The sequence below is a fragment of the Saccharothrix sp. HUAS TT1 genome, assembly GCF_040744945.1.
In the GTDB taxonomy this organism is placed as follows: Bacteria; Actinomycetota; Actinomycetes; order Mycobacteriales; family Pseudonocardiaceae; genus Actinosynnema.
In genome coordinates this window covers 754976-780077 of record NZ_CP160453.1, presented here as the reverse complement: position 1 = coordinate 780077, position 25102 = coordinate 754976, and the positions used below count along the sequence as shown (strand labels likewise).

General features: G+C 72.1%; 21 protein-coding genes and 1 tRNA gene. 16 read left to right on the top strand and 6 right to left on the bottom strand.

All coding sequences use genetic code 11. From position 1 onward, the window contains the following. Nucleotides 1-246: 246 nt before the first annotated feature. From AB0F89_RS03785 to AB0F89_RS03775, 3 genes are all read right to left on the bottom strand, one after another. Entirely contained in the window at nt 247-756 is a 510-nt protein-coding gene (locus tag AB0F89_RS03785) for an SAF domain-containing protein (RefSeq protein ID WP_367132569.1), read from the bottom strand. 88 nt (nt 757-844) lie between these two features. After that, the gene (locus AB0F89_RS03780; protein ID WP_367132567.1) at nt 845-1159 is read right to left on the bottom strand and encodes an FmdB family zinc ribbon protein; all 315 of its coding nucleotides are present in this window, start codon (nt 1157-1159) and stop codon (nt 845-847) included. Between the two features lie 101 nt (nt 1160-1260). Next, the gene (locus tag AB0F89_RS03775) at nt 1261-1824 is read right to left on the bottom strand and encodes a 5-formyltetrahydrofolate cyclo-ligase (RefSeq protein ID WP_367132564.1); all 564 of its coding nucleotides are present in this window, start codon (nt 1822-1824) and stop codon (nt 1261-1263) included. Nucleotides 1825-1862: 38 nt separating this feature from the next. Here AB0F89_RS03775 and AB0F89_RS03770 point away from each other — a divergent pair, with 38 nt between their 5' ends. The 12 genes from AB0F89_RS03770 (at nt 1863) to AB0F89_RS03715 (ending at nt 17596) form a co-directional block, all read left to right on the top strand. Next, nucleotides 1863-2744, top strand: a complete 882-nt coding sequence (locus tag AB0F89_RS03770; RefSeq protein WP_367132562.1) for a UTP--glucose-1-phosphate uridylyltransferase — start codon at nt 1863-1865, stop codon at nt 2742-2744. A gap of 13 nt (nt 2745-2757) precedes the next feature. Beyond that, nucleotides 2758-3981: a gephyrin-like molybdotransferase Glp gene (glp, locus tag AB0F89_RS03765; RefSeq protein WP_367132560.1), complete on the top strand. Its 1224-nt coding sequence runs from the start codon at nt 2758-2760 to the stop codon at nt 3979-3981. 16 nt (nt 3982-3997) lie between these two features. Continuing rightward, nucleotides 3998-4654 (top strand): GNAT family N-acetyltransferase, encoded by a 657-nt coding sequence (locus AB0F89_RS03760; protein WP_367132558.1) that lies wholly within the window; start codon nt 3998-4000, stop codon nt 4652-4654. A gap of 158 nt (nt 4655-4812) precedes the next feature. Beyond that, nucleotides 4813-5496 (top strand): gephyrin-like molybdotransferase receptor GlpR, encoded by a 684-nt coding sequence (gene glpR, locus AB0F89_RS03755; protein ID WP_367132555.1) that lies wholly within the window; start codon nt 4813-4815, stop codon nt 5494-5496. A gap of 63 nt (nt 5497-5559) precedes the next feature. Further along, nucleotides 5560-5632, top strand: a tRNA-Ala gene (locus AB0F89_RS03750). 138 nt (nt 5633-5770) lie between these two features. Continuing rightward, nucleotides 5771-7681: a hypothetical protein gene (locus AB0F89_RS03745; protein WP_367132553.1), complete on the top strand. Its 1911-nt coding sequence runs from the start codon at nt 5771-5773 to the stop codon at nt 7679-7681. Between the two features lie 97 nt (nt 7682-7778). After that, on the top strand, nt 7779-10763 hold the full coding sequence (locus AB0F89_RS03740) for a UvrD-helicase domain-containing protein (RefSeq protein WP_367132551.1): 2985 nt from the start codon (nt 7779-7781) through the stop codon (nt 10761-10763). A gap of 236 nt (nt 10764-10999) precedes the next feature. Next, nucleotides 11000-11710 (top strand): Crp/Fnr family transcriptional regulator, encoded by a 711-nt coding sequence (locus AB0F89_RS03735; protein ID WP_367132549.1) that lies wholly within the window; start codon nt 11000-11002, stop codon nt 11708-11710. Nucleotides 11711-11735: 25 nt separating this feature from the next. Beyond that, complete coding sequence (locus tag AB0F89_RS03730; protein ID WP_367132547.1) at nt 11736-12359, top strand: hypothetical protein; 624 nt, start codon at nt 11736-11738, stop codon at nt 12357-12359. 154 nt (nt 12360-12513) lie between these two features. Beyond that, nucleotides 12514-13827, top strand: a complete 1314-nt coding sequence (locus tag AB0F89_RS03725; RefSeq protein ID WP_367132545.1) for an alpha-lytic protease prodomain-containing protein — start codon at nt 12514-12516, stop codon at nt 13825-13827. Nucleotides 13828-13998: 171 nt separating this feature from the next. Further along, nucleotides 13999-15972, top strand: a complete 1974-nt coding sequence (locus AB0F89_RS03720) for a protein kinase (protein ID WP_367132543.1) — start codon at nt 13999-14001, stop codon at nt 15970-15972. A gap of 337 nt (nt 15973-16309) precedes the next feature. Further along, nucleotides 16310-17596, top strand: a complete 1287-nt coding sequence (locus tag AB0F89_RS03715; RefSeq protein WP_367132541.1) for a hypothetical protein — start codon at nt 16310-16312, stop codon at nt 17594-17596. On the opposite strand, the gene AB0F89_RS03710 is transcribed toward AB0F89_RS03715, so the two are convergent. Then, on the bottom strand, nt 17547-19109 hold the full coding sequence (locus AB0F89_RS03710; RefSeq protein WP_367138687.1) for a dolichyl-phosphate-mannose--protein mannosyltransferase: 1563 nt from the start codon (nt 19107-19109) through the stop codon (nt 17547-17549). The genes AB0F89_RS03715 and AB0F89_RS03710 overlap by 50 nt on opposite strands. Before the next feature lie 33 nt (nt 19110-19142). Here AB0F89_RS03710 and rsmI point away from each other — a divergent pair, with 33 nt between their 5' ends. Then, entirely contained in the window at nt 19143-19988 is an 846-nt protein-coding gene (gene rsmI, locus AB0F89_RS03705) for a 16S rRNA (cytidine(1402)-2'-O)-methyltransferase (protein WP_367132540.1), read from the top strand. Here the strand turns inward: rsmI and AB0F89_RS03700 are convergent. After that, nucleotides 19975-20388, bottom strand: a complete 414-nt coding sequence (locus AB0F89_RS03700; RefSeq protein WP_367132538.1) for a PIN domain-containing protein — start codon at nt 20386-20388, stop codon at nt 19975-19977. The two genes, rsmI and AB0F89_RS03700, sit on opposite strands and share 14 nt — an antisense overlap. Then, a complete protein-coding gene (locus AB0F89_RS03695; protein ID WP_367132536.1) occupies nt 20376-20642 on the bottom strand; it encodes a type II toxin-antitoxin system Phd/YefM family antitoxin in 267 nt (88 codons plus the stop codon). Before AB0F89_RS03695 ends, AB0F89_RS03700 begins: the two co-directional genes overlap by 13 nt. A gap of 82 nt (nt 20643-20724) precedes the next feature. On the opposite strand from AB0F89_RS03695, the gene metG reads away from it, so the two are divergent. The 3 genes from metG (at nt 20725) to AB0F89_RS03680 (ending at nt 25060) form a co-directional block, all read left to right on the top strand. Further along, nucleotides 20725-22515 carry a methionine--tRNA ligase gene (gene metG, locus AB0F89_RS03690; protein ID WP_367132534.1) on the top strand — a complete coding sequence of 597 codons (1791 nt, stop codon included), beginning with the start codon at nt 20725-20727 and terminating at the stop codon, nt 22513-22515. Beyond that, the gene (locus AB0F89_RS03685; RefSeq protein WP_367132533.1) at nt 22512-23348 is read left to right on the top strand and encodes a TatD family hydrolase; all 837 of its coding nucleotides are present in this window, start codon (nt 22512-22514) and stop codon (nt 23346-23348) included. The genes metG and AB0F89_RS03685 overlap by 4 nt, the downstream gene beginning before the upstream one ends. Before the next feature lie 278 nt (nt 23349-23626). Beyond that, nucleotides 23627-25060, top strand: a complete 1434-nt coding sequence (locus tag AB0F89_RS03680) for a transglycosylase family protein (RefSeq protein WP_367132531.1) — start codon at nt 23627-23629, stop codon at nt 25058-25060. The last annotated feature ends 42 nt before the right edge of the window (nt 25061-25102 follow it).

Sequence of the window (25102 nt, the reverse complement as noted above, 5' to 3'; positions counted from 1 at the left end):
CGGTCAGTGGGGCACCCGCGCATGGTCGGTGCAGGTCCACTGCCAACGAGCGTCGCGGGTCGCTGCTACGCGGTTGGCGCAGGGCCGCACTGCTACGGGGGCGGTGCAGGCCACCGCTGCGCGGTCGGTGTGGAGGCCCGCATGCGGCCGGTGCAGGGGCGCTGCCAGGCAGCCGGTGCGGAGTCACTGTTAGGCAGCCGGTGCGGGAGCCCGCGCGGTCGGTGCGGGGTGTTGGTGTGCGAGTGGTCAGCGCAGGACCACCGCCACGGGGCCGGACAGGGTTTCGGTGGCGAGTTGGTGGGCTGTCGTGCGGTCGGTGGAGATCACCACCACCTCGCCCTCCCGCACCGCGACCACCGAGGCGTCCGAGGCCAGCACGCGCGACTCCGCGCCCACGACGTCGACCCGGCTGCCCGGTCGCAGCAGCCCGACCACCCCGGTGTCCGCCAAGCGCACGGCCACCGAGGACACCTCTGGGTCGACCGGGCCCAGGCGGGCGTCGGTCAGCGGTTCTCCCGACCTCGCGGCGCTGACCAGCGACCTGCCTAACACCGCGACCCGGGGCACCCCGCCGGCGGGCGACAGTTCCGGTGGCACGGCGACCACGCGCACGTCGTCCGCACCCAGGGGCACGCCCGGTGGCAGGTCGCGGGCGGCCACCACGACCTCCGTGGAAGGGCCGTCCGGCAGCACGGCCACACCGAGGGCGACCAGGGCCAACAGGGCGGCGAGGATTCTTCTCAGGTGCTGGAGCATGGGTCCGACGTTAGGGACGGACCTCCGGGCGGGACAGCACGAACCCCCGAGCTGTGGACAACTCGGGGGCCTGTGGACAACTACCCGCTCAGGACGCCGCGGCAGCCGGCGCGCTGGAGGAAGACGAGGTGGAAGACGAAGAAGACGAGGACGAAGAAGACGAGGAAGACGCGGAAGACGAAGTCGAGGAAGGAGCGGACTCGCTCTTCGGCGCGGCGGACGACGTCGAACGGCTGTCGGTCCGGTAGAAGCCGCTGCCCTTGAACACGACGCCGACCGCGCCGTACAGCTTGCGCAGCTTGCCGGAGCACTCGGGGCACTCGGTCAGCGCGGAGTCCGAGAAGGACTGCACCGCTTCGAACCGGTGGTCGCACTCGGTGCAGGCGTACTGGTAAGTCGGCACGGTGGGCCCTCCACGAGTCCTGGTTGGCACTCCTCCGTCACGAGTGCCAACACCGATGATGCGCCACCTCGCCCGCGTGGCGCAAACATCACAGGTCAACGTCACAGCGGCAGCCGGACCAGCCCCCGCCCCGGCGTCAGCACCGCGTCCACCCGCACGTCGTGCGGCTCCGCCGGCAGCGAGGGCACGAACTCCTCGTCCCGCACCACCGCCACCACCGGACCTGTGGACAACCCCAACGCCCGGTCGTAGTAACCCCCGCCCTGCCCCAGTCGCACACCCGCGTGGTCGACCGCCAGCGCCGGCGCCAGCACCAACGCCGCCGAGCCGATCGCCGCCGCCCCCAGCAGCGGCCCCGCCGGCTCGCTCAGCCCGAACGGCCCCGGCCGCAGCCGGCCGTCGTGCTCCGCCCAGTCCAGCCCGTCCCCGACGACGACCGGCAGCAGCACCCGCAGCCCGTGCGACCGCAGCGCCTCCACCATCTCCGACGACCCCGGCTCCCACCGTGAAGCGAGATAAGCGCACACGGTCTGACCGGCCGCAACGCCGAAAGCAGCAACGGCGATCAGCACTTCGGTCGACATCGGCGGCACGGCGCCGCTGCGCCGGGCGGCTCGCAGCCGTGCGCGCAGAGTCGTCTTCCGATCACGTTCACCGGACGTCATGGCAGGTCACCCTAGGCCCGCCGTTACGCTCGCAGCTCATGAGCGCCTTCCAGACAGCAATCGTGCCGGCGGCAGGCCTGGGCACGCGCTTCCTCCCGACCACCAAGGCGGTGCCCAAGGAGCTGCTGCCGGTCGTCGACACCCCCGGCATCGAGCTCGTCGCGGCCGAGGCGGCCGAGGCGGGTGCGACGAAGCTGGTCATCGTGACCTCGCCCGGCAAGGACGCGGTCGCCGAGTACTTCCGCCCGCAGCCGGAGCTGGAGGCGACGCTGGAGGAGCGCGGCAAGGCCGACCTGCTCGCCAAGGTCCGCCGCGCGCCCGACCTGCTCGCCGTCGAGACCGCCATCCAGGACAAGGCGCTGGGCCTGGGTCACGCGGTCGCCTGCGCCGAGGGCAACCTGACCGGCGAGGACGAGGCCGTCGCCGTCCTGCTGCCGGACGACCTCGTGCTGCCGACGGGCGCGCTGAAGAAGATGGCCGCCGTCCGCGAGAAGCTGGGCGGCAGCGTGCTGTGCGCGTTCGACATCCCCAAGGAGCAGATCTCCGCCTACGGCGTCTTCGACGTCAGGGACACCGGCGACGACGACGTCAAGCAGGTCGTCGGCATGGTCGAGAAGCCCAAGGCCGAGGACGCGCCGTCCACGTTCGCCGCGGCCGGCCGCTACCTCCTCGACCGGGCGATCTTCGACGCGCTCAAGCGCATCACGCCGGGCGCGGGCGGCGAGCTGCAGCTCACCGACGCCATCGCGCTGCTGATCAACGAGGGTCACCCGGTGCACGTGGTGGTCCACCGGGGTGGGCGACACGACCTGGGCAATCCCGGGGGATTCCTCAAAGCTGCGGTTGACTTCGCACTCGAGCACCCCGACTACGGGCCCGAGCTGGGGGAGTGGTTGCGGGCACGTCTCGCCGACTCCTGAACGAGGTCAACACATGAGGTCAGTGGACGAGCAGCTCGCCAGGGTGGTGGCCGCCGCCGTGCGGCCCGCGCCGGTGCGGGTGGCCATCTCCGAGTCGCAGGGCCTGCTCTGCGCCGAGGAGGTCGTCGCCGAACGCGCCCTGCCGGGGTTCGACCAGGCCGCGGTCGACGGCTACGCCGTGCGCAGCGTCGACGTGCAGGCCGCCAACGAGGAGCCGGTGACGCTCCCGGTGGTCGGCGAGATCCCGGCGGGGTCGCGCCAGCCCAGACGGCTGCAACCCGGCCAGGCGGTGCGGGTCGCGACCGGCGCGCCGCTGCCCACGCTGGCCGACGCCGTGGTGCCCGTCGGCTACACCGACGGGCACGCGGCGAAGGTGACCGTGCGGCAGCCGGTGCCGTCGGCGGCGTTCGTCCGGCGCACCGGCGAGGACGTGCAGACCGGTGACGTCGCGGTGCGCCGCGGCGCGTCCATCGGGGCCGCCCAGGTCGGCCTGCTGGCCGCCGTCGGCCGGAACAAGGTGCTGGTCCACCCCCGGCCGCGGGTGTCGGTGATCTCGCTCGGCGAGGAGCTGGTCGACGTCGACCGCACCCCCGGCCAGGGGCAGGTCTACGACGTCAACTCCTACGCGCTGGCCGCCGCCGCGCGGGACGCGGGCGCCGAGGTCAGCCGGGTCGGCATCCAGTCCGCCGACCCGCGCCGGCTGCGCGAGGTGGTCGAGGGCCGGCTGCTGCTGTCCGAGATCGTGGTCGTCGCGGGTGGCGTCGGGGGCGTCATCGGCGACGAGGTGCGCGCGGCGGTGGCCGACCTCGGCGACGTCGACGTGACCAGGGTGGCCATGCACCCCGGTTCGGTGCAGGGCTTCGGCCGGCTCGGGCCGGACGCGGTGCCGACGTTCCTGCTGCCCGCGAACCCGATGAGCGCGCTGGTCGTCTTCGAGGTGCTGGTGCGCCCGCTGATCCGGGCCGCGCTGGGCAAGCGCAACCCGTACCGCAGGGCGGTCACCGCGCGGCTGCTGTCGCCGTTGACCTCCACGAAGGGGCGGCGCGGCTTCCTGCGCGGCCAGCTGCTGCGCGACGCGGACAACGGCGAGTACCTGGTGCAGCCGCTGGGTACCTCCGGGTCGCACCTGCTGGCGTCGCTGGCCGAGGCGAACTGCCTGGTCATGGTGGACGAGGACGTGACGGACGTGGCGGTCGGCGAAGAGGTCGTGGTCAGCTTCCTGGCCCAAAAGGGGTGAGTGCGGTGGGGCCCGGATGAGTCTCGCGTGGGAGGGCGGTCGGCACCCCGGCTGGCCCGCGCGGCTCGGACCGCTGCGGGTGCCCGCCGGCCTGGTGGCGCTGCGCCCGCCGAAGCTGGTCGACGCCTCGGCCTGGTCCCAGGCGCGCCTGCGCGACCGCGCCCACCTGGAGGACTGGGAGCCGACCGCGGTCGGCGGCTGGCAGGAGCGCAACTCGGCCCTGGCCTGGCCCGCGCAGTGGTCGTCGCTGAAGTCGCTGGCCAGGCGCGGCCAGGCGCTGCCGTTCGTGATCACCGTGGACGGCGCGCTGGCCGGGCAGATCACCGTCGGCAACATCGTGCGCGGCTCGCTGCGCTCGGCGTGGGTCGGCTACTGGGTGGCGGCCGACCGGGCGCGCGGCGGCGTGGCGACGGCGGCGCTGGCGCTGCTGGTGGACCACTGCTTCGGCGAGGGCGGCCTGCACCGGCTGGAGGCGACCGTGCGGCCGGAGAACGCGGCCAGCCTGCGGGTGCTCGCCAAGGCCGGTTTCCGCGAGGAGGGGCTGTTCCTGCGCTACCTCGACGTGGCCGGTGACTGGCGCGACCACCTGTGCTTCGCGATGACGTCCGAAGAGGCGTCCCCGGAGGGATTGGTACGCCGAATGGTCGCGCAGGGGTACGCCCGAACAGCCTGATCCCAGGGCCGAGCGGCTTATTCGGATCACCCGAAAGTGGGTGATACACCACACTTTGGTACGTACGTCGGACGGCGTGGCTCCGACACAGGTGTGACTGTTGTGACTAGCGTGGCACGTGCACCGAGCGCGCCGCGGGGTAGGGGGAGGTGACGGGGATGCCGAGCTCGCTGATCGTCGTGGGCCTGGTCGTGGCCTGGTTGGTCGTCCTCGTCCCGATGGTCGCGCGCAAGCGCGCCGACGCGTCGCGCGGCAGCATGGAGGAGGAGTTCGACGCCATGCCCGAGGTCGACGGCGAGTTCGAGGACTACGAGTACTACGAGGACGTCGACGACTTCGTCGAGCACCGGCGGTTCCGCCCGGGTCGGGGCGGCTACGACCCGGAGACCGCGGCGATCGTCGCGCAGGCCAGGTACGCGTTCCGCCGCCGGGTCGTGGGGACCCTGCTGCTGCTCGCGCTGATCACCGGCGTCGTCGCCGGCTTCGTTCACCCGCTCGTGTGGTGGGGTCACGCGGTGGTGGACGTGACGCTCGTCTCCTACCTCGGCTACCTGCGCCGCCAGGTGCGGATCGAGGAGGAGGTCCGGGCCCGCCGGCAGTCCAGGGCCGCCCAGCCCCGCCGCCGCCCGGGCGCCCGCCCGGCTCCCGAGGCGAAGCCCGCGACCGGGCCCGCCGAGGACACCGGCGCCACCGGCGACCAGCCCGGCCTGCCCCCGCAGCCGCGCTTCCAGCACCAGGTCCGCCCCGGCACCGTCGTGGTCGACCCGGACGACGAGGACCCGCTGTTCGTCGAGCTGGAGGGCCCCGACGCCCTCCCGTACCGACGGGCTTCGGGCGAGTAGAGGGGGGTGGCGAAACCACCCCCCGACTACTGATATGCTTCCTCCCGCACGACAACGGAACACGGGGCTGTAGCGCAGTTGGTAGCGCGACTCGTTCGCATCGAGTAGGTCAGGGGTTCGATTCCCCTCAGCTCCACGGGTAAGTGCGCAAGGGCGGATGCCGGTAATACCGGCTCCGCCCTTTTCGCACGTCCGGGGCGGTTCGGCGCGATCGGGTCGGCTGAAACCGCAATTCCCGGGAGAACACCGCCGCCCGGCTCGCCAGGATTGCCGTGTGAGCGGTGAAGACGAGGTCCCCGACGAACTCCGCCTGATCCCGGTCGAGAACTCGGTCGAAGGCGGCGCGTTCAAGGGCGTCCAGGCCGGCGTGGTGCACGGTGGCATCCACTTCGGCGTCGAGCGCGAGACGAAGCTCGTGGCCCTGCGCGCCACCCGCGCCGAGCTGGACGACGTGCGCCACCACTTCGTGCCGCCGGGTGGGTTCGGTGACGCCGCGCGGATCCTCGCCGCCCACGGCGTGGTCGTGCTGGCCGGGCCGGGCACCGGGCGTTCCTACGCGGCCCGTCGGCTGCTGGTGGACGTCGGGGCGCGGGACGTGGTGGAGATCGGCCGCGAGCGCCCGTTGGGCAGCTTCGAGGACCTGGACGAGGGCACCGGCTACGTGTGGGACGCGCGGGAGACCGCGCACAGCCACTTCGGCGGCCTGGACTTCGAGCAGACCGCCAGGCGCGTGCGGGCGGACGAGTGCCACCTGGTGATCGTGGTCGACACCGACGCGCAGGCGCCCGCCGCGGCTCGCGGCCACCTGGCCCGGCTGACCGCGCCACCCGCCGAGGACGTCGCCCGGGTCGAGATCGACCGGCGGCGGGTCGCGGACCCGGACGGGCCGCTGGTCCTGGTCAAGGGCGAGCTCGCGCTGGAGGACGGCGCGCCGCCGGAGAAGGCGGTGCGCGCGGCGGACCTCGCGATCCGGGTCTGCGCGGGCGACCTGGGGCTGGACGCCGCGCTGGCGGAGCTGAAGGAGGACGTCGAGCAGGCGGTCGAGCGCCACCTCGACGGGTTGTCGGACCTAGGGCTCGCGCTGTCGTTCGCGATCGCGGTGCTGGAGCACCAGCCCTACGACGAGGTGGTGGCCGGCGCCGTCAAGTTGGACGAGGCCCTGCGCAAGACGCACGTGAAGGAGGACGAGTTCCGCGCGCACCCGCCGTTCTCGACGTCGAAGAACGCGCTGCTGGCGGCGGTGTCCGCCACCACGGCGGTGCGCGACCACCCCGTGCACCAGGGGCTGCGGGAGGAGACGGTCCACTTCGCCCGGCAGGGCTGGGCGGGGGTCGTGCTGCGCCGGCTGTCGCGGGAGTACCCGCTGGCGCAGGACGAGCTGTGGCGGTGGATGTGCTCGCCGACCGTGACCCGGCGCTTCCGCGAGGCGGTGCAGCGCGCGCTGATCACGATCGTCACCGAGGTCCCGGCGCACGAGCCGCTGCACCTGCTCGACCGCCTGGCCGGCAGCAGCGCCCTGACCCACCAGACGCTCGCCGCGGCCGTGGCGGCGCGCCTGGACGAGCGGTACGGCGAACTCGTCTCGCAGACCGTCGACGCCTGGGTGGACGGCACCGCCTACCGGCAGGCCACGGCCGCGTGGTTCAGCCTCGCCCTGTCCGCTGCCCGACCGCTGGACGAGGCGCTGCGGCGCTTGGAGCTCATCGCCCGCTCACCCCGCCTGACCCCGCAGAACGCCGTCGTCGCCGTGGTCCTGTCGCTGCTCGACGCGGAGGAGCACCGGGAGGCGGTGCTGGACGCCGTCCTGCGGTGGACGACGGACCGCAAGCTCGCGCGGGTCGCGCTGCCGCTGGCGATGTGGATCACCGGCTACTACCCGTACTTCCGCTCGGAGGAGCTGTTCGCCGCGCACCCGGACCAGCTGACCACGTTGGCCGTGCGCGCGTTGACCGACCCGGAGACCAGCGACCGGGCGTTCGAGTGCCTGGAGGACCTGGTCGGCGAGGCCAGGGTGAAACCGGCGTCGGAGAAGCGGCTGCGGGCGCTGGCGCGGCACCTCGCGCCCAACCCGGCCTGGATCGCCCGGACGCGGGCGGTGCGGGCGCTGGTCGTGCTCCACCCCGGCAAGCGGGCGGCGCTGAACCGCATCCTGCGGCACGCGCACCGGCTCCGGACGACCGGCTAGGCGGGCCGGGCAGCGGGCCGGACAGCAGCCGGGCAGCGGCCGGGCAGCGGACCGGGCTCACCGGAACGGGCGGACCCGGGTGACTACGATCGGCGCGGTGCGCTTCGTGGCCGATCTCCACATCCACTCCAAGTACTCCCGGGCCTGCAGCCGCGACTGCGACCTCGAACACCTCACCTGGTGGGCCCGGCGCAAGGGGATCTCGCTGGTCGGCACCGGCGACTTCACCCACCCCGCCTGGTACGACCACCTGACCGAGAGCCTGGTCGAGGCGTCGCCCGGGTTGTTCCGGCTGCGCGACGACCTGGACCGCGACATCGACCGCCGGCTGCCGCCGTCGCTGGCGGCGAAGCCGGTGCGGTTCATGCTGTCGGTGGAGATCTCCACGATCTACAAGCGCGGTGACCGCACCCGCAAGGTGCACCACCTCGTCTACATGCCGGACCTGGCGTCGGCGGCGCGGTTCAACGCCCGGCTGGGCAAGATCGGCAACCTCGGTTCCGACGGGCGGCCCATCCTCGGGCTCGACTCGCGCGACCTGCTGGAGATCACGCTGGAGTGCGGCGGCTACCTGGTGCCCGCGCACGTGTGGACGCCGTGGTTCGCGGTGCTCGGGTCGAAGTCCGGGTTCGACGCGATCGAGGACTGCTACGTCGACCTCGCTCCGCACGTCTTCGCCGTGGAGACCGGGTTGTCGTCCGACCCGGAGATGAACTGGCGGGTGTCCGGGCTGGACAAGTATCGGCTGGTCAGCAACTCGGACGCGCACTCGCCGCCGGTGCTGGGGCGCGAGGCGACCGTGTTCGACACCGAACTGGACTACTACTCGGTGCGCGCGGCGCTGGAGACCGGCGAGGGGTTCGCCGGGTCGCTGGAGTTCTTCCCCGAGGAGGGCAAGTACCACGTCGACGGGCACCGCAAGTGCGGCGTGCGGATGGAGCCCCGGGAGACGTTGGCGCACAAGGGGATCTGCCCCGAGTGCGGCAAGCCGTTGACGGTCGGGGTGCTCAGCCGGGTGGAGGAGCTGGCGGACCGGCCGCACGGGACGCGACCGGCCGGCGCGGCCGGGTTCACCAGCCTGGTGCCGCTGCCGGAGGTCGTCAGCGAGATCGTCGGCACCGGTCCGAAGAGCAAGAAGGTGCTGTCGGAGATCGACAAGCTGACCGCCGCGCTCGGGCCGGAGCTGGTGATCCTGCAGGACGTGCCGGTGGAGGACATCGCCGCGCACTCGCCGCTGCTGGGCGAGGCGGTGACCCGGCTGCGGCGCGGCGAGGTGGTGCGCGACTCCGGGTACGACGGCGAGTACGGCGTGATCCGGGTGTTCGAGCCGGGTGAGCTGGAGCGGCGGCGGTCCGCGTTCGCCCTGTTCGACTACGCCCCCGCCGCGCCCGCTGCCCGTCCTGCCGCGGAACGCCCGGAGCCCGCGGCCCTCGTCCCGACCGCGTCCGCCGTCCCGGTCGCGCCGGTCGCGCCGCCGGACGGGCTGCTGGCCGGGCTGGACCCCGAGCAGCGGGCGGCGGCGGAGGTGGCCGGCGGGCCGCTGCTGATCATCGCCGGGCCGGGCACGGGCAAGACGCGGACGCTGACGCACCGGATCGCGGACCTGGTGACGTCCCGGGGCGTGCCGGCGACCGAGTGCCTGGCGATCACGTTCACCCGGCGGGCGGCGGAGGAGCTGGCCGAGCGGCTGGCCGCCCTCGCGCCCGACGCCGTCGACTCGTTGACCATCGCCACGTTCCACTCGCTCGGCGTGCTGGTCCTGCGCGAGCACCACGCGGCGGTGGGGCTGTCGGCGTCGTTCGAGGTGGCGGACCCGGACCGGCAGCTGGCGGTGGCGCTGACCGTCGTCGCCGACGAGAAGGAGGCGCGGGCGCTCGTCGCGGGCGCGGACCCCCGGTACAAGAAGGCGCTGCGGGCGCAGGACCTGGTGGACTTCGAGGACCTGATCACGCTGCCGCTGGAGCTGCTGGACTCCGCGCCGGACCTGGTCGACGCCTACCGCGCCCGGTGGCGCTGGGTGTCGGTGGACGAGTACCAGGACGTGGACGAGCAGCAGTACCGGCTGCTGCGGCTGCTCGTGCCGCCGGACGGCAACCTGACCGCGATCGGCGACCCGGACCAGGCGATCTACCGGTTCCGCGGCGCCGACGTCGGGTTCTTCCTGCGGTTCCGGGAGGACTTCGCCGACGCCCGGACCGTGCAGCTGACCAGGAACTACCGGTCGTCCGCCGCGGTGGTGACGGGTGCGCTGGAGGTGATCGCGCCGACGTCCCTCGTGCCGGGGCGCGAGCTGCGGCCCATGGTGGACCACGGCACGGCGGCGATCGGCGTGCACCACGCGTCGTCGGAGGGCGCCGAGGCGGCGTTCGTGGCGCGGACGATCGAGCAGGTGCTGGGCGGGGCGTCGTTCCACGCGCTCGACAGCGGTCGGGTGCACGGCGACGGCACTGACGGCCTGAGCTTCTCCGACTTCGCCGTGCTGTACCGGACCGATCGGCAGTCGCGGGCGCTGGTCGAGGCGCTGACCCGGTCCGGCCTGCCGTTCCAGAAGCGCTCGCACGACCGGCTGCTGGACCGGCCCGGCGTGGCGCGGATCGCGCACGACCTGGGGTTCACCGGCGGGGCGACGGTGCTGGAGCGGGTGCGCGCGGTGGCCGGGGACGACCACACGGCGTACGAGCTGCTGAAGCCGCTGGCGGCCGAGTGCGGGTCGGACTTCGAGCGCTTCCACACGGCGCTGGCGCTGGGCGTGGAGGTCGACACCTGGGACCCGAGGGCGGACCGGATCTCGTTGCTCACGCTGCACGCGTCGAAGGGGCTGGAGTTCCCGGTGGTGTTCGTCGTGGGCTGCGAGGACGGCCTGCTGCCGATGCGCTGGCCGGGTGACGACGACCCCGAGGCGGTGGACGAGGAGCGCCGGCTGCTGTTCGTGGGGATGACCAGGGCGCAGCGGCACCTGTACCTCAGCCACACGACCGGGCGGCCCCGGTCGCCGTTCCTGGCGTCGTTGAAGTCGTTCGAGCAGGTGGGCGACGCCCAGCCGCGGCGCAGGAGCAAGGGCACCCAGCTCAGCCTGCTCTGAACGGCCCGTCCCGAACGGCTCGGCGATTCGCTCGTGCGGTGCTTTCGACACCGTTCGGCGACGGGTGGGGACCGTCCGTCCTGTCGACTGGAAATTCGTCCCACCACGCGGCAAAGTGTCACCCAATTGGATGACGATCGGGTGAATCCACAGCCAGTGGAATTCGATCTTGCGGTGCGAGGGTGGCCGGGCGGGTTTCCCGTCCCACTGGAATTCGGTCAGGGAGTCGGCAGGGCATGACCAACTTCATGGCACAACTGAGCGGTGTCGAACAGGATGAGCTGTACCGGTCGGGCACGAGGATTTCCTACCGGAGTGGCGCGGTGATGATGGCGGAGGGTCAGCGGGGCAACTACGTGCTATTGATCGACTTCGGTGACGTCAAGATCGTGAAGAGCGACGTCGGTGGCAAGGAACGCCTGCTCAACATCTGCGGTCGCGGTGAACTGCTGGGTGAGATCGCCTGCGTCGAGGAAGACGGGCGGCGGTCCGCCTCGGTGATCGCCCGGAGTCCGGTGGTGACCGCGATCAAGATCACCAAAAGCGCTTTCTTCCATTTCCTGCACACCCACCCCCACCTGTGGCCGGGCGTTCTGCGCCGGGTGGTGGTCCTGTTGCGGGAGGCCGAGAGCCAGTCGGCCGAGAGGTCGATTCGCGTGCTGCGCGCCGTCGCCACGCTGGCCGACCGGTACTCCGACGGGTCCCGCGGCGCCGTCATCCCGTACACCCAGCAGGAGATCGCCGCCTATGCGCAGTCGTCACGGGTGACGGTGCAGCGCGTGTGGTTGAAGTTGAAGAAGCGGAACCTGGTGCATTCGGAGTACCGCAAGGTGGTGGTGCCGTGCGTCCGGTGCCTGCGCGCCGTGGCCGATGCGGCCGTGTCAACGCAAATCTACGGAGACGGCATCATTTGTTGTCGTGGAATCGGCGTCTGTCCTCAAGGGTGAGTGGTAACAGCCGCCACTTCGAGACATGACGTCGGAGATGCACGTGGACTCACTCCCCCTACCTCGCAACGTCCTGCGGGTGGACATCGTCCACTCCAGTTCCGGCGCGCCCGACCGGCAGACCTTCCTGGACGCCCAGTTGCAGTTCGTCGTGGACAAGGCGGTCGAGGGCGGGCTCCGCCGGTTGTTCCCCACGGCGGCGGTGCAGGTCCGGCCCGATGGCGACAGCATGACCGTGCTCATCGGGCCCGAAGTGCCGAAGGCGTGGCTCCTGGCCGACTTCCTGCTGCACGAGTTCGTCATCGCCCTGGACGACGTCAACCGCCGTGCCGACGACCGGCACCGGTTGCGGGTGCGGTGTGCGTTGGACCACGGCGAGACCACGGTCAACGGGCCGCACCTGGCCGGTCCGGCGGTGGTGGCCACGGCGAGGCTGGTCGACGCCGAACCGCTGCGCGCGTTCCTCGACCGCGACCCAGCCCACCACCTCGGGCTGATCATTTCCGACCGGTTCTACCAGGACGTCGTGACCAGCGGCGAGCGCGGGCTCGGCCGGGTGGCGTTCGACCGGGTCGACGTCGAGGTGAAGGGCTTCCGGCAGGACGGGTGGATCTTCCGGCCCGACCTGTCGGGGCAGCGGGTCGCGTAGCGGGCACCCGCCCGAGTTCGACCGAGGGCGGGATTGGACTAGACCATAACGCGGCGTTATGACTGGACTGGCATATCCGCCGCGACTCCTCGCCGGCTAGCGTCGGTGGCACGGCCCCGCATCCCGTGTCACCACCCCTGCAAGGAGACAGCGGATGACCCGACGTACCGTCGCCGCGGTCGCCGTGGCGGTCCTGAGCGCTGCCGGACTGGCGGCAGCACTGACCTCCACCGCGACCGCGGGTCCTCCACCGCAGTCCGCCGCCGACGGCGGCATGATCGCCGCCATGGCGCGTGACCTGCACCTCACGCCGGACCAGGCCCGCGACCGCATCCACCGAGAAGCGGCCGCGGCCCGGACGGAGAGCGTCCTCAAGACCGGGCTCGGGCCCGGCTTCGCGGGCGCCTGGCTGAACGCCGACGCCACGAAGCTCGTCGTCGGCGTCACGGCCGCGTCGCAGATCCAGGCCGTCGAAGCGGCGGGCGCCGAGGCGAGGGTGGTCGAGCGCTCGCTCGCCCAGCTCGACTCCCTCAAGGTCAAGCTCGACCGCAACGCGCGCAGCGCGCCGAGGTCCGTGCCCGGCTGGTACGTCGACACCCCGACCAACACCGTCGTCGTGCTCGCCCACGACGTGGCCGCCGCCAAGGCGTTCGCCCTCGCCAGCGGGCTGGCGGAGCGGGACGTCCGGGTCGAGCGGTCCGCCGAGGAGCCGCGCCCGCTGATCGACGTGGTCGGCGGCAACGCGTACTACATCGGCAGCGGCTCGCGGTGCTCGGTCGGGTTCGCGGTCAACGGCGGGTTCGTCACCGCCGGCCACTGCGGCCGCACGGGCGCGACGACCACCCAGCCCAGCGGCACGTTCGCCGGCTCCAGCTTCCCCGGCAACGACTACGCCTGGGTCCGCACGGCCGCCGGCAACCCCGGCCGCGCGCTGGTCAACCGCTACCCCGGCACGGTGCCGGTGGCGGGTTCCACCGAGGCCCCGGTGGGCGCCTCGGTCTGCCGCTCCGGCTCCACGACGGGCTGGCGCTGCGGCACCATCCAGCAGAAGAACACGTCCGTGACCTACCCCGAAGGCACGATCACCGGCCTGACCCGCACGAACGCCTGCGCCGAACCCGGCGACTCCGGCGGCTCGTGGCTGACCGGTGACCAGGCGCAGGGCGTCACCTCCGGTGGCTCCGGGAACTGCACGTCCGGCGGGACGATCTACTTCCAGCCGGTCAACGAGATCCTCCAGGTCTACGGCCTCCAGTTGGTCGTCAGCGGCGGCACGCCAACCAGCACCACCTCGCCGACCACGACGACCACCACGGACCCGGGCCAGACCACCTGGCAGCCAGGCGTCGCGTACGCGATCGGCTCCCTCGTGACGTACGGCGGCGTCGGGTACCGGTGCTTGCAGGGGCACACGTCCCAACCAGGCTGGGATCCGCCGGCGGTGCCCGCCCTGTGGGAGCGCGTGTGACCAGGCGGTAGCGCGCACGCGCGGGGGTCCGGCTCACCGAGCCGGGCCCCCTTTTCCGCTGCCCGTCGTCGCCGGTCAGCGACGGCGCGGCACGAGCCGAACCGCACGACGTTGCCCGGACAGCGCTGTCGACGCGGCCCGCACCCGTACCCTGAGAGGCGACGAGAAGGGGTGGTGCGGGTCGTGGAGCTGGCCGAGTCGCTGCTGGCGTGGCTGCACGGCTGGACCGGTGTGCCGTTCTGCCCCGGTGACTGGGTGTCGACCGTCACCGCGTTCGGCGCGCTGATCGGCGTCCTGCCGACGATCGCCGCCCTGCTGTCGATCACCGTCCGCCGCGTGGTCGGCAACTCCTACGGCCCGATCACCGGCGTGATCTTCGCCGTGCTCGGCGTGCTCAGCACCCTGGTGGTGCCGTGGGTGGCGTTCACGGCCGCGCACAAGCTGCTGAGCAGCTACGCGCTGCCGGAGTCGCAGTCGTTGGACGGCAGCCCGTGCGGCGTGATCTCCCAGCGCGAGTACCTGCTCGGCACCAGCTCGTTCATCGAGGCGGCGACCGGGCGGGCCGGGACGTTCGACCTGGTCCTGGTCGGTGCGGCGGCGTTGCTCGCGCTGCTGTGCCTGCTGTTCGTGATGTTGCAGGCGGGCTCGGCGTTCCGGCTCGGCCCGAGCTGGCCGCGCCGGGTGTTCTGGCCCCCGTTCCTGGTCCTGCTGCTGTCGACGTCCGCGATGCCGGTCGGGTTGGTGGGCCACCTGCTGCTCGGGTTCTTCCCGATCGCGCTGCTGGGCTCCCTCGTGGTGCGGGTTTTCGGGTTGACTACCGCCATGCTGAACCGCCCCGGTCGCGATCGCGGGAACCCGAGCCCGCAACCCGCGGTGTCGAGAACGCCACCGCCGCCGTCCCACCAGCAGCCCCAGGGGCCGCACCGGAACCAGCCGGCGCCCCACAAGCCTGCCCAGCACCAACCTGCCCAGCACCAACCGGCGCAGAGCCAGCCGGTCCAGCACCAACCGCAGAAGCCGCCGCCGTACCAGGTGGAGAAGCCGCCGCCCTACCAGCCCGCGCAGATCCCGCCCTACCAGCCGATCCCGCCCTACCGGCCCACCCCGCCGCAGCGGCACTACCCGCCGACGCGGGTCGCCGACGCGCCCGTCGAGCCGCCGAAGCCGACCCGCGTCGAGCAGCCCGCGCAGCTCGCCGACACGCCCGGCCCGCTGCCGTTCGGCCTGGGCAACAGCGGTCAGGTCAGCTCGCCGACGCCCGTGCCCGACTCCGGCAAGGTGTGGAACCCGGCCGGCGGCCGGTTCCGGCGGATCCGCCAGCTCGGCCGCGGCGGGTTCGGCACGGTGTGGCTGGCGGTGGACGAGCAGCTGGCGCGCACGGTCGCGGTGAAGCTCGCGCACGCGCCGGACAACGACACCGAGCAGCGCATGTTGCGCGAAGCGCGTGCTCTGGCCGCCGTGCGCCACCCGAACTGCGTGCGCGTCTTCGACATCGTGCAGGACCCGGACGGCCTGGCCATCGTCATGGAGTACATCGACGGCCAGCCGCTGTCCGACGTCGTGCTGAAGAACGGCCTGCTCGCCGACACGCTGGCGGCCCGGCTCTGGGTGAACATGGCCGACGCGCTGGTCGCCGCGCACGAGCAGGGCGTGCTGCACCGGGACGTGAAGCCGTCCAACGTCATCGTGGACACCCAGGGCACCGCGCACCTGATCGACTTCGGCATCGCCCGGTCGAAGGGCGACAGCACGCTCACCGCCACCGGGATGATGGTCGGCACGCCCGACTTCCTCGCGCCGGAGACCGCCCGCGGTGACGCCGCGAGCCCCGCCTCGGACGGCTGGCAGCTGGCCGCGACGGTCAGCTACGCGCTCACCGGCCACCCGCCGCGCGGGTCGCGGGAGAACCCGATCTCGTCGCTGATGGCCGCCGCGCAGGGCGAGCCGTGCGTGAAGCTGCCCCAGCACAGCGCGCACCACCGGCTGCTCACCAGCGCCCTGGACGCCGACCCGGCCCGCCGGCCGTCGCTGGCCGCGATCCGGGCCGAGCTGGGCACGTGGCTGTCGCAGGCCGGGGTGAGCAAGGAAGGTCCGGTCACGAAGATGATGGACCGGCCGGAACCACCGACCCGCCCCGCCCGCTGACCGGGCCGCGGGCACGCCGGGCCCCGGGGTTCGACGGCGGCGGTCGGAACCGCCGCCGTCACCGCGACGGGTTTCACGCCACCAGGGACGTCCTCGCCGAACCGCCGGGCTGGTCGACGCCCGGCGCGGGCTGCGGCGAACGGGTGAACGCGATGTCGCCGGGTAACGGATTCCCCATCGACGCCGAATTACGCGGTGATCCGGTCACGCGAAACAGTCGGCGAGGTGGCTTGTGTCGTCCGAGGAGAACTGGCACGCGGCACGGTTGATTCCCACCTCGGGGATCAACGGCGCGGATGAGCAAGAGCGACGGGCGACTTCCGCATTGTTGGCGGTGATGTCGGCGGTCCGCGAATTCGGGCGGACGCTGACCCAGCCGCTGGGTGCGCCGGCCGCCGCCGTGCACACGTTCATCGAGGTGCCGTTCGAGCTGGACGGTCGCAAGGTGATCCCCGACGGGCTGATCCGGGTGGTGCGCGGGCAGCGGTCGTGGACCGCGCTGGTCGAGGTCAAGACCGGCGCGAACGAGCTGCAGGCCGAGCAGCTCGGGAACTACCTCGACGTCGCGCGGGACCGCGGCTTCGACGCGGTGGTCACGATCTCGAACGAGATCCCTGCGCTGCCCGGGCAGCACCCGACCGCGGTCGACCGGCGCAAGCTCAAGAAGGTCGCCCTGCACCACCTGTCGTGGACCGAGGTGCTGTGCGAGGCGGTGATGCAGAAGGAGCACCGCGGCGTCGCGGACGCCGACCAGGCGTGGATCCTCGGCGAGCTGATCCGGTACCTGGAGCACCCGCGGTCCGGCGCGATGGCCTTCGAGGACATGGGCCCCGCCTGGGTGCCGCTGCGCGAGTCCGTCCAGGCCGGGACCCTGCGCGCGGCCGACCGGACCGCGCCCGAGATCGCGCTGCGCTTCGACGCGCTGGTGCGGTTCGCGTGCCTGCAGCTCGGTCGCCGGCTCGGCACCGAGGTCACCCCGGCGTTGACCCGCAAGGAGCTGGCCGAGCCGCAGACGCGGGTCGCCAAGCAGGTCGACCGGCTCGTCGCCGAGGGGCGGCTGACCGCCGGCGTCCACATCCCGGGCACGGTCGGCACGCTCCAGGTGACGGCGGACCTGCGCGCGTCCCGGGTCAGCTGCCACGTGGACCTCGACGGGCCCCGGGAGGGCCGCCCGACCACGCGGGTGAACTGGTTGGTCCGGCAGTTGAAGGACGCGCCCGACAACGTCCGGCTCGAAGCCTTCGCACTGCACGGCCGGGGCGCGGGCGCGTCGGAACTGCTGAAGACGGTGAAAGCGGATCCGGCGGTTCTGGTGGTCGACCCGGCGAAGGAGATCCGCGGTTTCCGGATCGAGTTCTCGGCGCCTCTGGGGAGCAAGCGCGGCACCGGCCGGAATTCATTCATCGATTCCGTGCTCGGCGCCGTCACCGGTTTCTACGAGGACGTCGTGCAGAACCTCAAGCCGTGGGCCGCCACGCCGCCGCGCATCCGGCCGGAGGAAGCGTTCGCGCCGCCCGTCGACGTCCCCCCGGCCCTCGTCTCCACCGCGCCGTCCTCGCAGGACGGCCCCGAGATCAGTTCCAGGACGGAAGCCACTTCTGGGCGTCCCACAGCTCCGGCGTGATCGGGACGCCGTTCAGGATCGGCCACAGCCAGACGAAGTTCGCCACCACCAGGCCCACGTACAGCGCCACCGCCAGCAGACCGGTGCCCCGGCGCTCGCTGCCGTCCGTCCGCTTGCCCAGCACCTCGCCCAGCGCCAGTGCGATGCCCAGCACCAGGAACGGCGCCATCGGCAGCGCGTAGAAGTAGTACATCTGCCGGTCCACGTTGATGAACCACGGCAGGAAGCCCGCGCCGTAGCCGACCAGCACCGCCGCGTACCGCCAGTCGAGCTTGGCGATCGACTGCCACAGCGCCCACGCCAGCATCGGGAACGCCAGCCACCACAGGGCGGGCGTGCCGATCAGCATGATCGCACCGACGCAGCTCGGGCCGCCGCAGCCCTGCACGGCGCCCTCGAAGTAGTACAGCATCGGCCGCAGCCCCATCGGCCACGACCACGGCTTCGACTCCCACGGGTGCCGGTTCGTCTCCGACGTCACCAGCTTGGTGTGGAACTCCAGCACGTTGCTGCTGTAGTACCAGAGCGCGCGCAGCGGCGCGGGGATCCAGCCGTCCTCCGGGATCTTCACGCCCGCGACGTGCCGGTCGATGGCCGTCTCCGACGCGAACCACGCCCACCACGTCGCCAGGTACGCCAGCAGCGGCACCAGCAGGAGCGCGAACAGCGACGGCGCCAGGTCCTTGGCGAACGAGCCCAGCCACGGCCGCTCCACGCCCGCCGCCCGCCGCGCCAGCGCGCTCCAGACCACCGACAGCACGCCGAAGAACGCGATGTACCAGAGGCCGGACCACTTCACGCCGCACGCCAGGCCGAGCGAGATCCCGGCGGCGAACCGCCACCAGCGGAACCCGAGCCACGGGCCGAGCGGCGAGTCGTTCACCCAGCCCTCGCGCACCGCCACGGCCATCCGCGCCCGCACCTGGTCGCGGTCCACCACCAGGCACGCGAACGCCGCCACGACGAAGAACGTCAGGAACGCGTCCAGCATCCCCATCCGGGTCTGCACGTGGCTCATGCCGTCCGCGACCAGCAGCACGCCCGCGATGGCGGCGATCAGGTCCGACCTGGTCAGCCGCCGCGCGATCCGCACCACCAGCAGGATCGTCAGCGTGCCCGCGACCGCCGACGCGAACCGCCAGCCGACGCCGTCGTAGCCGAACAGCCACTCGCCGACGGCGATGAGCTGCTTGCCGAGCGGCGGGTGGACGATCAGCTCGTAGCCGGCGTTGTCCTCGTAACCGCCGTTGCGCAGCACCTGCGCGCCCTGCGGCACGTAGTGCTTCTCGTCGAAGATCGGCGTGCCCTTGTCGGTCGGGAACCCGAGGTTCCAGAACCGCACCACGCCGCCGATCAGCGCCACGGACAGGGTGATGAGCCAGCCCCGGAGGGCATCGCTCATCGGGCCGCCTTCGAGCTGGCGGGCCCGCTGTTCGCGGTCGTTGCCCGGTGGCGGGCTCGCCGGCGGTACCTCGCCGGCCTCGACCACGTCGTCTGCGGACTGCGGTGCGATCAGGCTCACGGCCCCGATCGTAGGGTGAGCGGCGTGAGACCTGTATCTGGATCAGGCCGTCTGGTGCTGGCCGCTACTCCGCTCGGCGACGTCCGGGACGCCTCGGCGCGCCTGGTGGAGGCGCTGGGCACGGCCGACGTGGTCGCCGCCGAGGACACCAGGAGGCTTCGGTCCCTCGCCGCCGCCCTCGACGTGACGCCGTCCGGGCGGGTCGTCAGCTTCTACGACCAGGTCGAGACGGCCCGGCTGCCCGGCCTGCTGGAGGCGTTGCGGGAAGGTCGGACGGTGGTGCTGGTGACCGACGCGGGCATGCCGAGCGTGTCCGACCCCGGCTACCGGCTGGTGGCGGCGTGCGTGGCGGAGGACATCCCGGTCACCTGCCTGCCCGGCCCGTCCGCGGTGACCACGGCGCTGGCCGTGTCCGGGCTGCCGTCGGACCGGTTCTGCTTCGACGGCTTCCCGCCGCGCAAGCAGGGTGAGCGGCAGCGGTGGTTCGCCGGACTGCTGGACGAGCCCCGGACCTGCGTCTTCTTCGAGTCGCCGCACCGGCTGGCCGACACCCTCGCCGACGCCGCCCACGTCCTGGGCGCCGACCGCCGCGCCGCCGTGTGCCGGGAGCTGACCAAGACCTACGAGGAGGTCAAGCGGGGCGGGCTCGGCGAGCTGGCCGAGTGGGCGGCCGGGGGCGTGCGCGGTGAGGTCACGGTCGTCCTGGCGCCCGCCGAGGCCCGCGAGGCGCCGCCGATCGAGGCGCTGGTCGCCGAGGTGAAGCAGCGGGTGGCCGCGGGGGAGCGGACGAAGACGGCGGCGGCGGAGGTCGCCGAGGCGGCGGGGGTGAGCAAGAAGGCCCTGTACGACGCGGTGATCAGCGGGCGGTGACCCGCACCAGCCGCACCCGGACGTCCGGCAGCTCGCCGAACCGGGCGCGCTCGTCGGTGGTCACCAGCGTGCGGTTCGTCGCGCGCGCGGTGGCGGCGATGATCACGTCGTGCGCCCCGCGCGGCGCACCGGAGCGCCTGACGTGCGCCATGAGCTCGGCGTGGTGCTCCGCGACGGTCGGCGTGTAGTCCTCGACCGGCACGGTGGCGAGCACGTCGTCCAGGAACGCGCGCTGCGCCGCGCCCCGCGACTGGTCGCCGTCGAGGAGTACCCCGGTCAGGTACTCGGCCACCGCGACGGCGGGCACGGCCACGTCGTCCTCGTCGGAGATGGCGGCGGGGTCGAGCACGCCGCGGGCGCCGGCGACCAGCACGCCGGTGTCCAGGATCAGTCGCGCCACGGGTCCTCGTCCAATTCGCCGGAGACCGCCTCGCGCGCCGCGGTGACGTTGGCCTCGAACTCCTCGTCCACCGCGGCGTGCCCGTGCCAACGGCGCAGGACCCCGAGCAGCGCCCTGCCGTTCGCCCTGGGGGCGGGGGTGATCAGGGCCACCCGGCGGCCGTTGCGGGTGACCACGATCGTTTCGCCCTGCTCGGCCTCGTCCAGCACGGCGGAGAAGTTGCGCGACGCCTCGGACGCCGCCATTTCCTTCATGAGTTCAGACTATCAGAATCAGATTCTCAGAACAGAGTCGACCCGCGCAAATCCGCTGGAACCACCTCCGTAGGCTTGGCCCATGAGTGCCTCCGTGCTGACCGCGGTGGCGTGGCCCTACGCCAACGGCCCCCGCCACATCGGTCACGTCTCCGGTTTCGGTGTCCCCTCCGACGTGTTCTCCCGCTACATGCGCATGTCGGGCAACCGGGTGCTGATGGTCTCCGGCTCGGACGAGCACGGCACGCCGATCTCGGTGCAGGCCGAGAAGGAGGGCCTGACCACCCGCGAGCTGGTGGACAAGTACCACCGCGTGATCGCGAACGACCTGCACGGCCTCGGCCTGTCCTACGACCTGTTCACCCGCACCACCACCGGCAACCACTACCAGGTGGTCCAGGAGCTGTTCCTCGCCCTCTGGCGCAACGGCTACGTCATCCCCAAGACCGAGATGGGGGCGATCAGCCCGTCCACCGGCCGCACGCTCCCCGACCGCTACATCGAGGGCACCTGCCCGATCTGCGGCTACGACGGCGCGCGCGGCGACCAGTGCGACAACTGCGGCAACCAGCTCGACCCGGTCGACCTGAAGAACCCGCGCTCGCGGATCAACGGCGAGGTGCCGAAGTTCGTCGAGACCGAGCACCTGTTCCTCGACCTGCCGCAGTTCATCGACGCCCTCGGCGGCTGGTTGCAGACCCGTTCCGAGTGGCGCCCCAACGTGCTCAAGTTCAGCCAGAACCTGATCGGCGACCTGCGGCCGCGGGCCATCACCCGCGACCTGGACTGGGGCATCCCGATCCCGCTCGACGGCTGGCGCGACCAGCCCATGAAGCGCTTCTACGTGTGGTTCGACGCGGTGATCGGCTACTTCAGCGCGAGCGTCGAGTGGGCCCGCCGCACCGGCGACCCGGACGCCTGGCGGGAGTTCTGGACCGGTGACGCCCAGGGCTACTACTTCATGGGCAAGGACAACATCGTCTTCCACTCGCTGATCTGGCCGTCGCTGCTGCTCGGCCAGAACGGCCAGGGCGCGAAGGGCGGCGAGCCCGGCTCGTTCGGCTCGCTGAACCTGCCGACCGAGGTCGTCAGCTCCGAGTTCCTGACGATGAGCGGTTCGAAGTTCTCCACGTCGCGCGGCACCGTGATCTACGTGACCGACTTCCTCGAGCAGTTCGGTCCGGACGCGCTGCGCTACTTCATCTCGGTCGCCGGGCCGGAGAACCAGGACACCGACTTCACCTGGGAGGAGTTCGTCCGGCGGACGAACTTCGAGCTGGCCAACGAGTGGGGCAACCTGGTCAACCGGTCGATCTCGATGGCGCACAAGAACGTGGGCGCCGTGCCGAGGCCGACCAGCCCGACCCAGGCCGACCACGAGCTGCTGGAGCTGAGCCGCAAGGCGTTCGACGTGGTGGGCGCGCACCTGCGCCGCTCCCGGTTCAAGCAGGCGTCCTCCGAGGCGATGAAGGTGGTCGGCGCGGCCAACCGCTACCTGTCCGACCAGGAGCCGTGGAAGCTCAAGGACGACCCGGAGCGCCGCGACACCGTGCTGCACACCGCGCTGCAGGTCGTGCAGGACGCCAACGCCCTGCTGACGCCGTTCCTGCCGCACTCGGCGCAGAAGGTGCACGAGGCGCTGGGCGGAACCGGCGTGTGGGCCGCCCAGCCGGAGCTGACCGAGGTCGCCGACCTCGACGTGCCCGACCGCGAGTACCCGGTGCTGACCGGCGACTACGCGGCCGAGCGGGCCACGTGGGCGTCCACGCCGATCGAGGTGGGCAGGCCGCTGGCCAAGCCCGCGCCGCTGTTCGCGAAGCTGGACCCCGAGCTCGGCGAGACCGGCCCCGAGTGGGCCCCGATCGTCAGGTGAGCAAGCGTCGCGGCGAGCGGCCACCGGCGCCGGAGACCCTTCCGGCGCCGGTGGTCGACGCCCACACCCACCTGGACGCCTGCGGCGCGCGGACGCCCGAGCAGGTCCGCGAGGTCCTGGACCGGGCCGGGCGGGCGGGCGTCGACCGGGTGATCACGGTGGCCGACGACCTGGCGGCGGCCCGGTGGGCCGCCGAAGCGGCCACCTGGGACGAGCGGGTGTTCGCCGCCGTCGCCCTGCACCCCACCCGCACGTCCGCGTTCGGCGCGGCGGAGCAGGACGAGCTGGCCCGGCTCGCCGAGCAGCCCCGGGTCGTCGCGATCGGCGAGACCGGCCTGGACTACTACTGGGACTACGCGCCGAAGTCCGCGCAGCACGAGGCGTTCCGGTGGCACATCGACCTGGCCAAGCGGGTCGGCAAGCCGCTGATGATCCACGACCGGGACGCGCACGACGACATCCTCAAGGTGCTCGACTCCGAGGGCGCGCCGTCCGCGGTGGTGTTCCACTGCTTCTCCGGCGACCTCTCCTTCGCGCGCGCGTGCGTGGAGCGCGGGTTCGTGCTGTCGTTCGCGGGCACCGTCACGTTCCGGAACGCGCACGCCCTGCGGGAAGCCGCGCGGTGGGCGCCCGAGGACCACGTGCTGGTGGAGACGGACGCGCCGTTCCTCACGCCCCACCCGTACCGGGGTCGCCCGAACGAGCCTTATTGCGCCAACTACACACTCCGCGACATCGCGACGTTGCGTGAGGTCGACCTGGCCGATCTTGGCACGAAGATCACCCGAAACGCCGAACGGATCTTCGGACTTCGTGACGCGGCGAAGTCGTAATCCTCCTTACGACGAATGGCGGACAGACTTGCTCCCCTAACGGAGTGACTGAACTCACAAGGGTTGTCGGGGTGTTGGCACAACCCCCGCCCACCCGTTACGGTCCCGTGACCGTGCCCTGAGACTTGTTCGGGGCGCACCCGCGTCGGGGCGGGTCACGTTGACACCAGAAGCGACGAAGCCGAACACGCACAGGAGTTGCCGGAGATCACTAGCTGACCACCGACACCGAACGTGCGCGCAGCCGGTCTTCGCGCCTTCAGGAGGTATGGCACCCCGTGAACTCGTTCAACGAGGACACCGACTGGTTCACCCCCGTGCAGCCGACGTCCGCGACCGCAGTCGACGTGCTGGACAGACCCGGGCCGCCGTCCGAGTGGGACACCGCGGTGTTCACCATCACCCCGGACGACGTCCTGGACGTGCTGGGCCCGGACGCGGACGAACTGCTGGCGTCCGCGAACGTCGACGTCGACGAGCTGATCCGGCTCATCAACGCCGAGACCACGCTCCTGCCCCCCATCATCATCCCCGACGAGGTCTCCCAGGACCGGGTCGCGAGCAGCCTGGCCGCCGAGCAGCCGAGCGCCCCGCCCGCCGCCCTGGTCGAAGCCGCGGGGAAGTGGAAGCGGCGCTTCCTGAAGGCCGCGGTCGCCACCGTGCTGGTGACCATCTCCGGTGGCGGCGCCACCGCGATCGCGATGGACAAGTCCGTCACGGTCGACGTCGACGGCGAGACCAAGACCGTCCACACCTACGAGTCCACCGTCGGCGAGATCCTGGCCGACGAGGGCATCGTGATCGGCGAGCACGACGCGCTCAGCCCGTCACCCCAGGCGAAGGTCGGCGACGGCGGCAAGATCTCGCTGGACCGCGGCCGGCTGGTGAAGATGACGGTCGACGGCGAGCAGCGCGAGGGCTGGGTCCGCTCGGTCACCGTGGACGAGGCCCTGGACCAGCTCCAGGTCGACGACGACGGCGCGTGGCTCTCCCACGACCGCGGCATGGACGTCCCGCTGCACGGCATCTCGCTGGAGGTCAAGAGCCTCAAGACCGTCACGGTCTACGACGGCGGCAACGAGCCGCGTCAGATCCGGACGACGGCGGTGACCGTCGAGGAGCTGATGCGGAACGAGAACCTGACCCTCGGTCCCGAGGACAAGCTCGAAACGGCGGTGGACCTGCGCGTCACGAACGGCGCCGAGGTCCACATCACGCGCACCGGCGTGTCGGTGATCAACGCGACGGAGGCCGTCCAGCCGCCCGTCGAGGAGGTCAAGGACGACACGATGATGAAGGGCCAGAAAGAGGTCCTGGAGCCCGGTGAGGCCGGCGAGCAGATCGTCACCTACCGCGTCACGGTGAAGAACGGCCAGGAGATCGGCCGGGAGAAGCTGGGCGCGAAGGTCACCAAGGAGCCGAAGGCCAAGAAGGTCAAGGTCGGCACCAAGCTCCCGCCCGACGGCGAGGTCTGGGACCGGCTGGCGCAGTGCGAGGCGACCGGCAACTGGGCCATCAACACCGGCAACGGCTACTACGGCGGCCTGCAGTTCAACAAGGGCACGTGGGACGCCTACGGCGGCTCCCAGTACGCCGCCTACCCGCACCAGGCGACCCGCGAGCAGCAGATCGCCGTGGCGACCAAGCTGCGCGACGCCCGCGGCGGCTACTCCGCCTGGCCCCACTGCCGATCCAAGCTGGGGCTGCCGTAACAATTGCGCCGCCTTCGGCGGCGCGGCTCGGTCGCTGGGAAG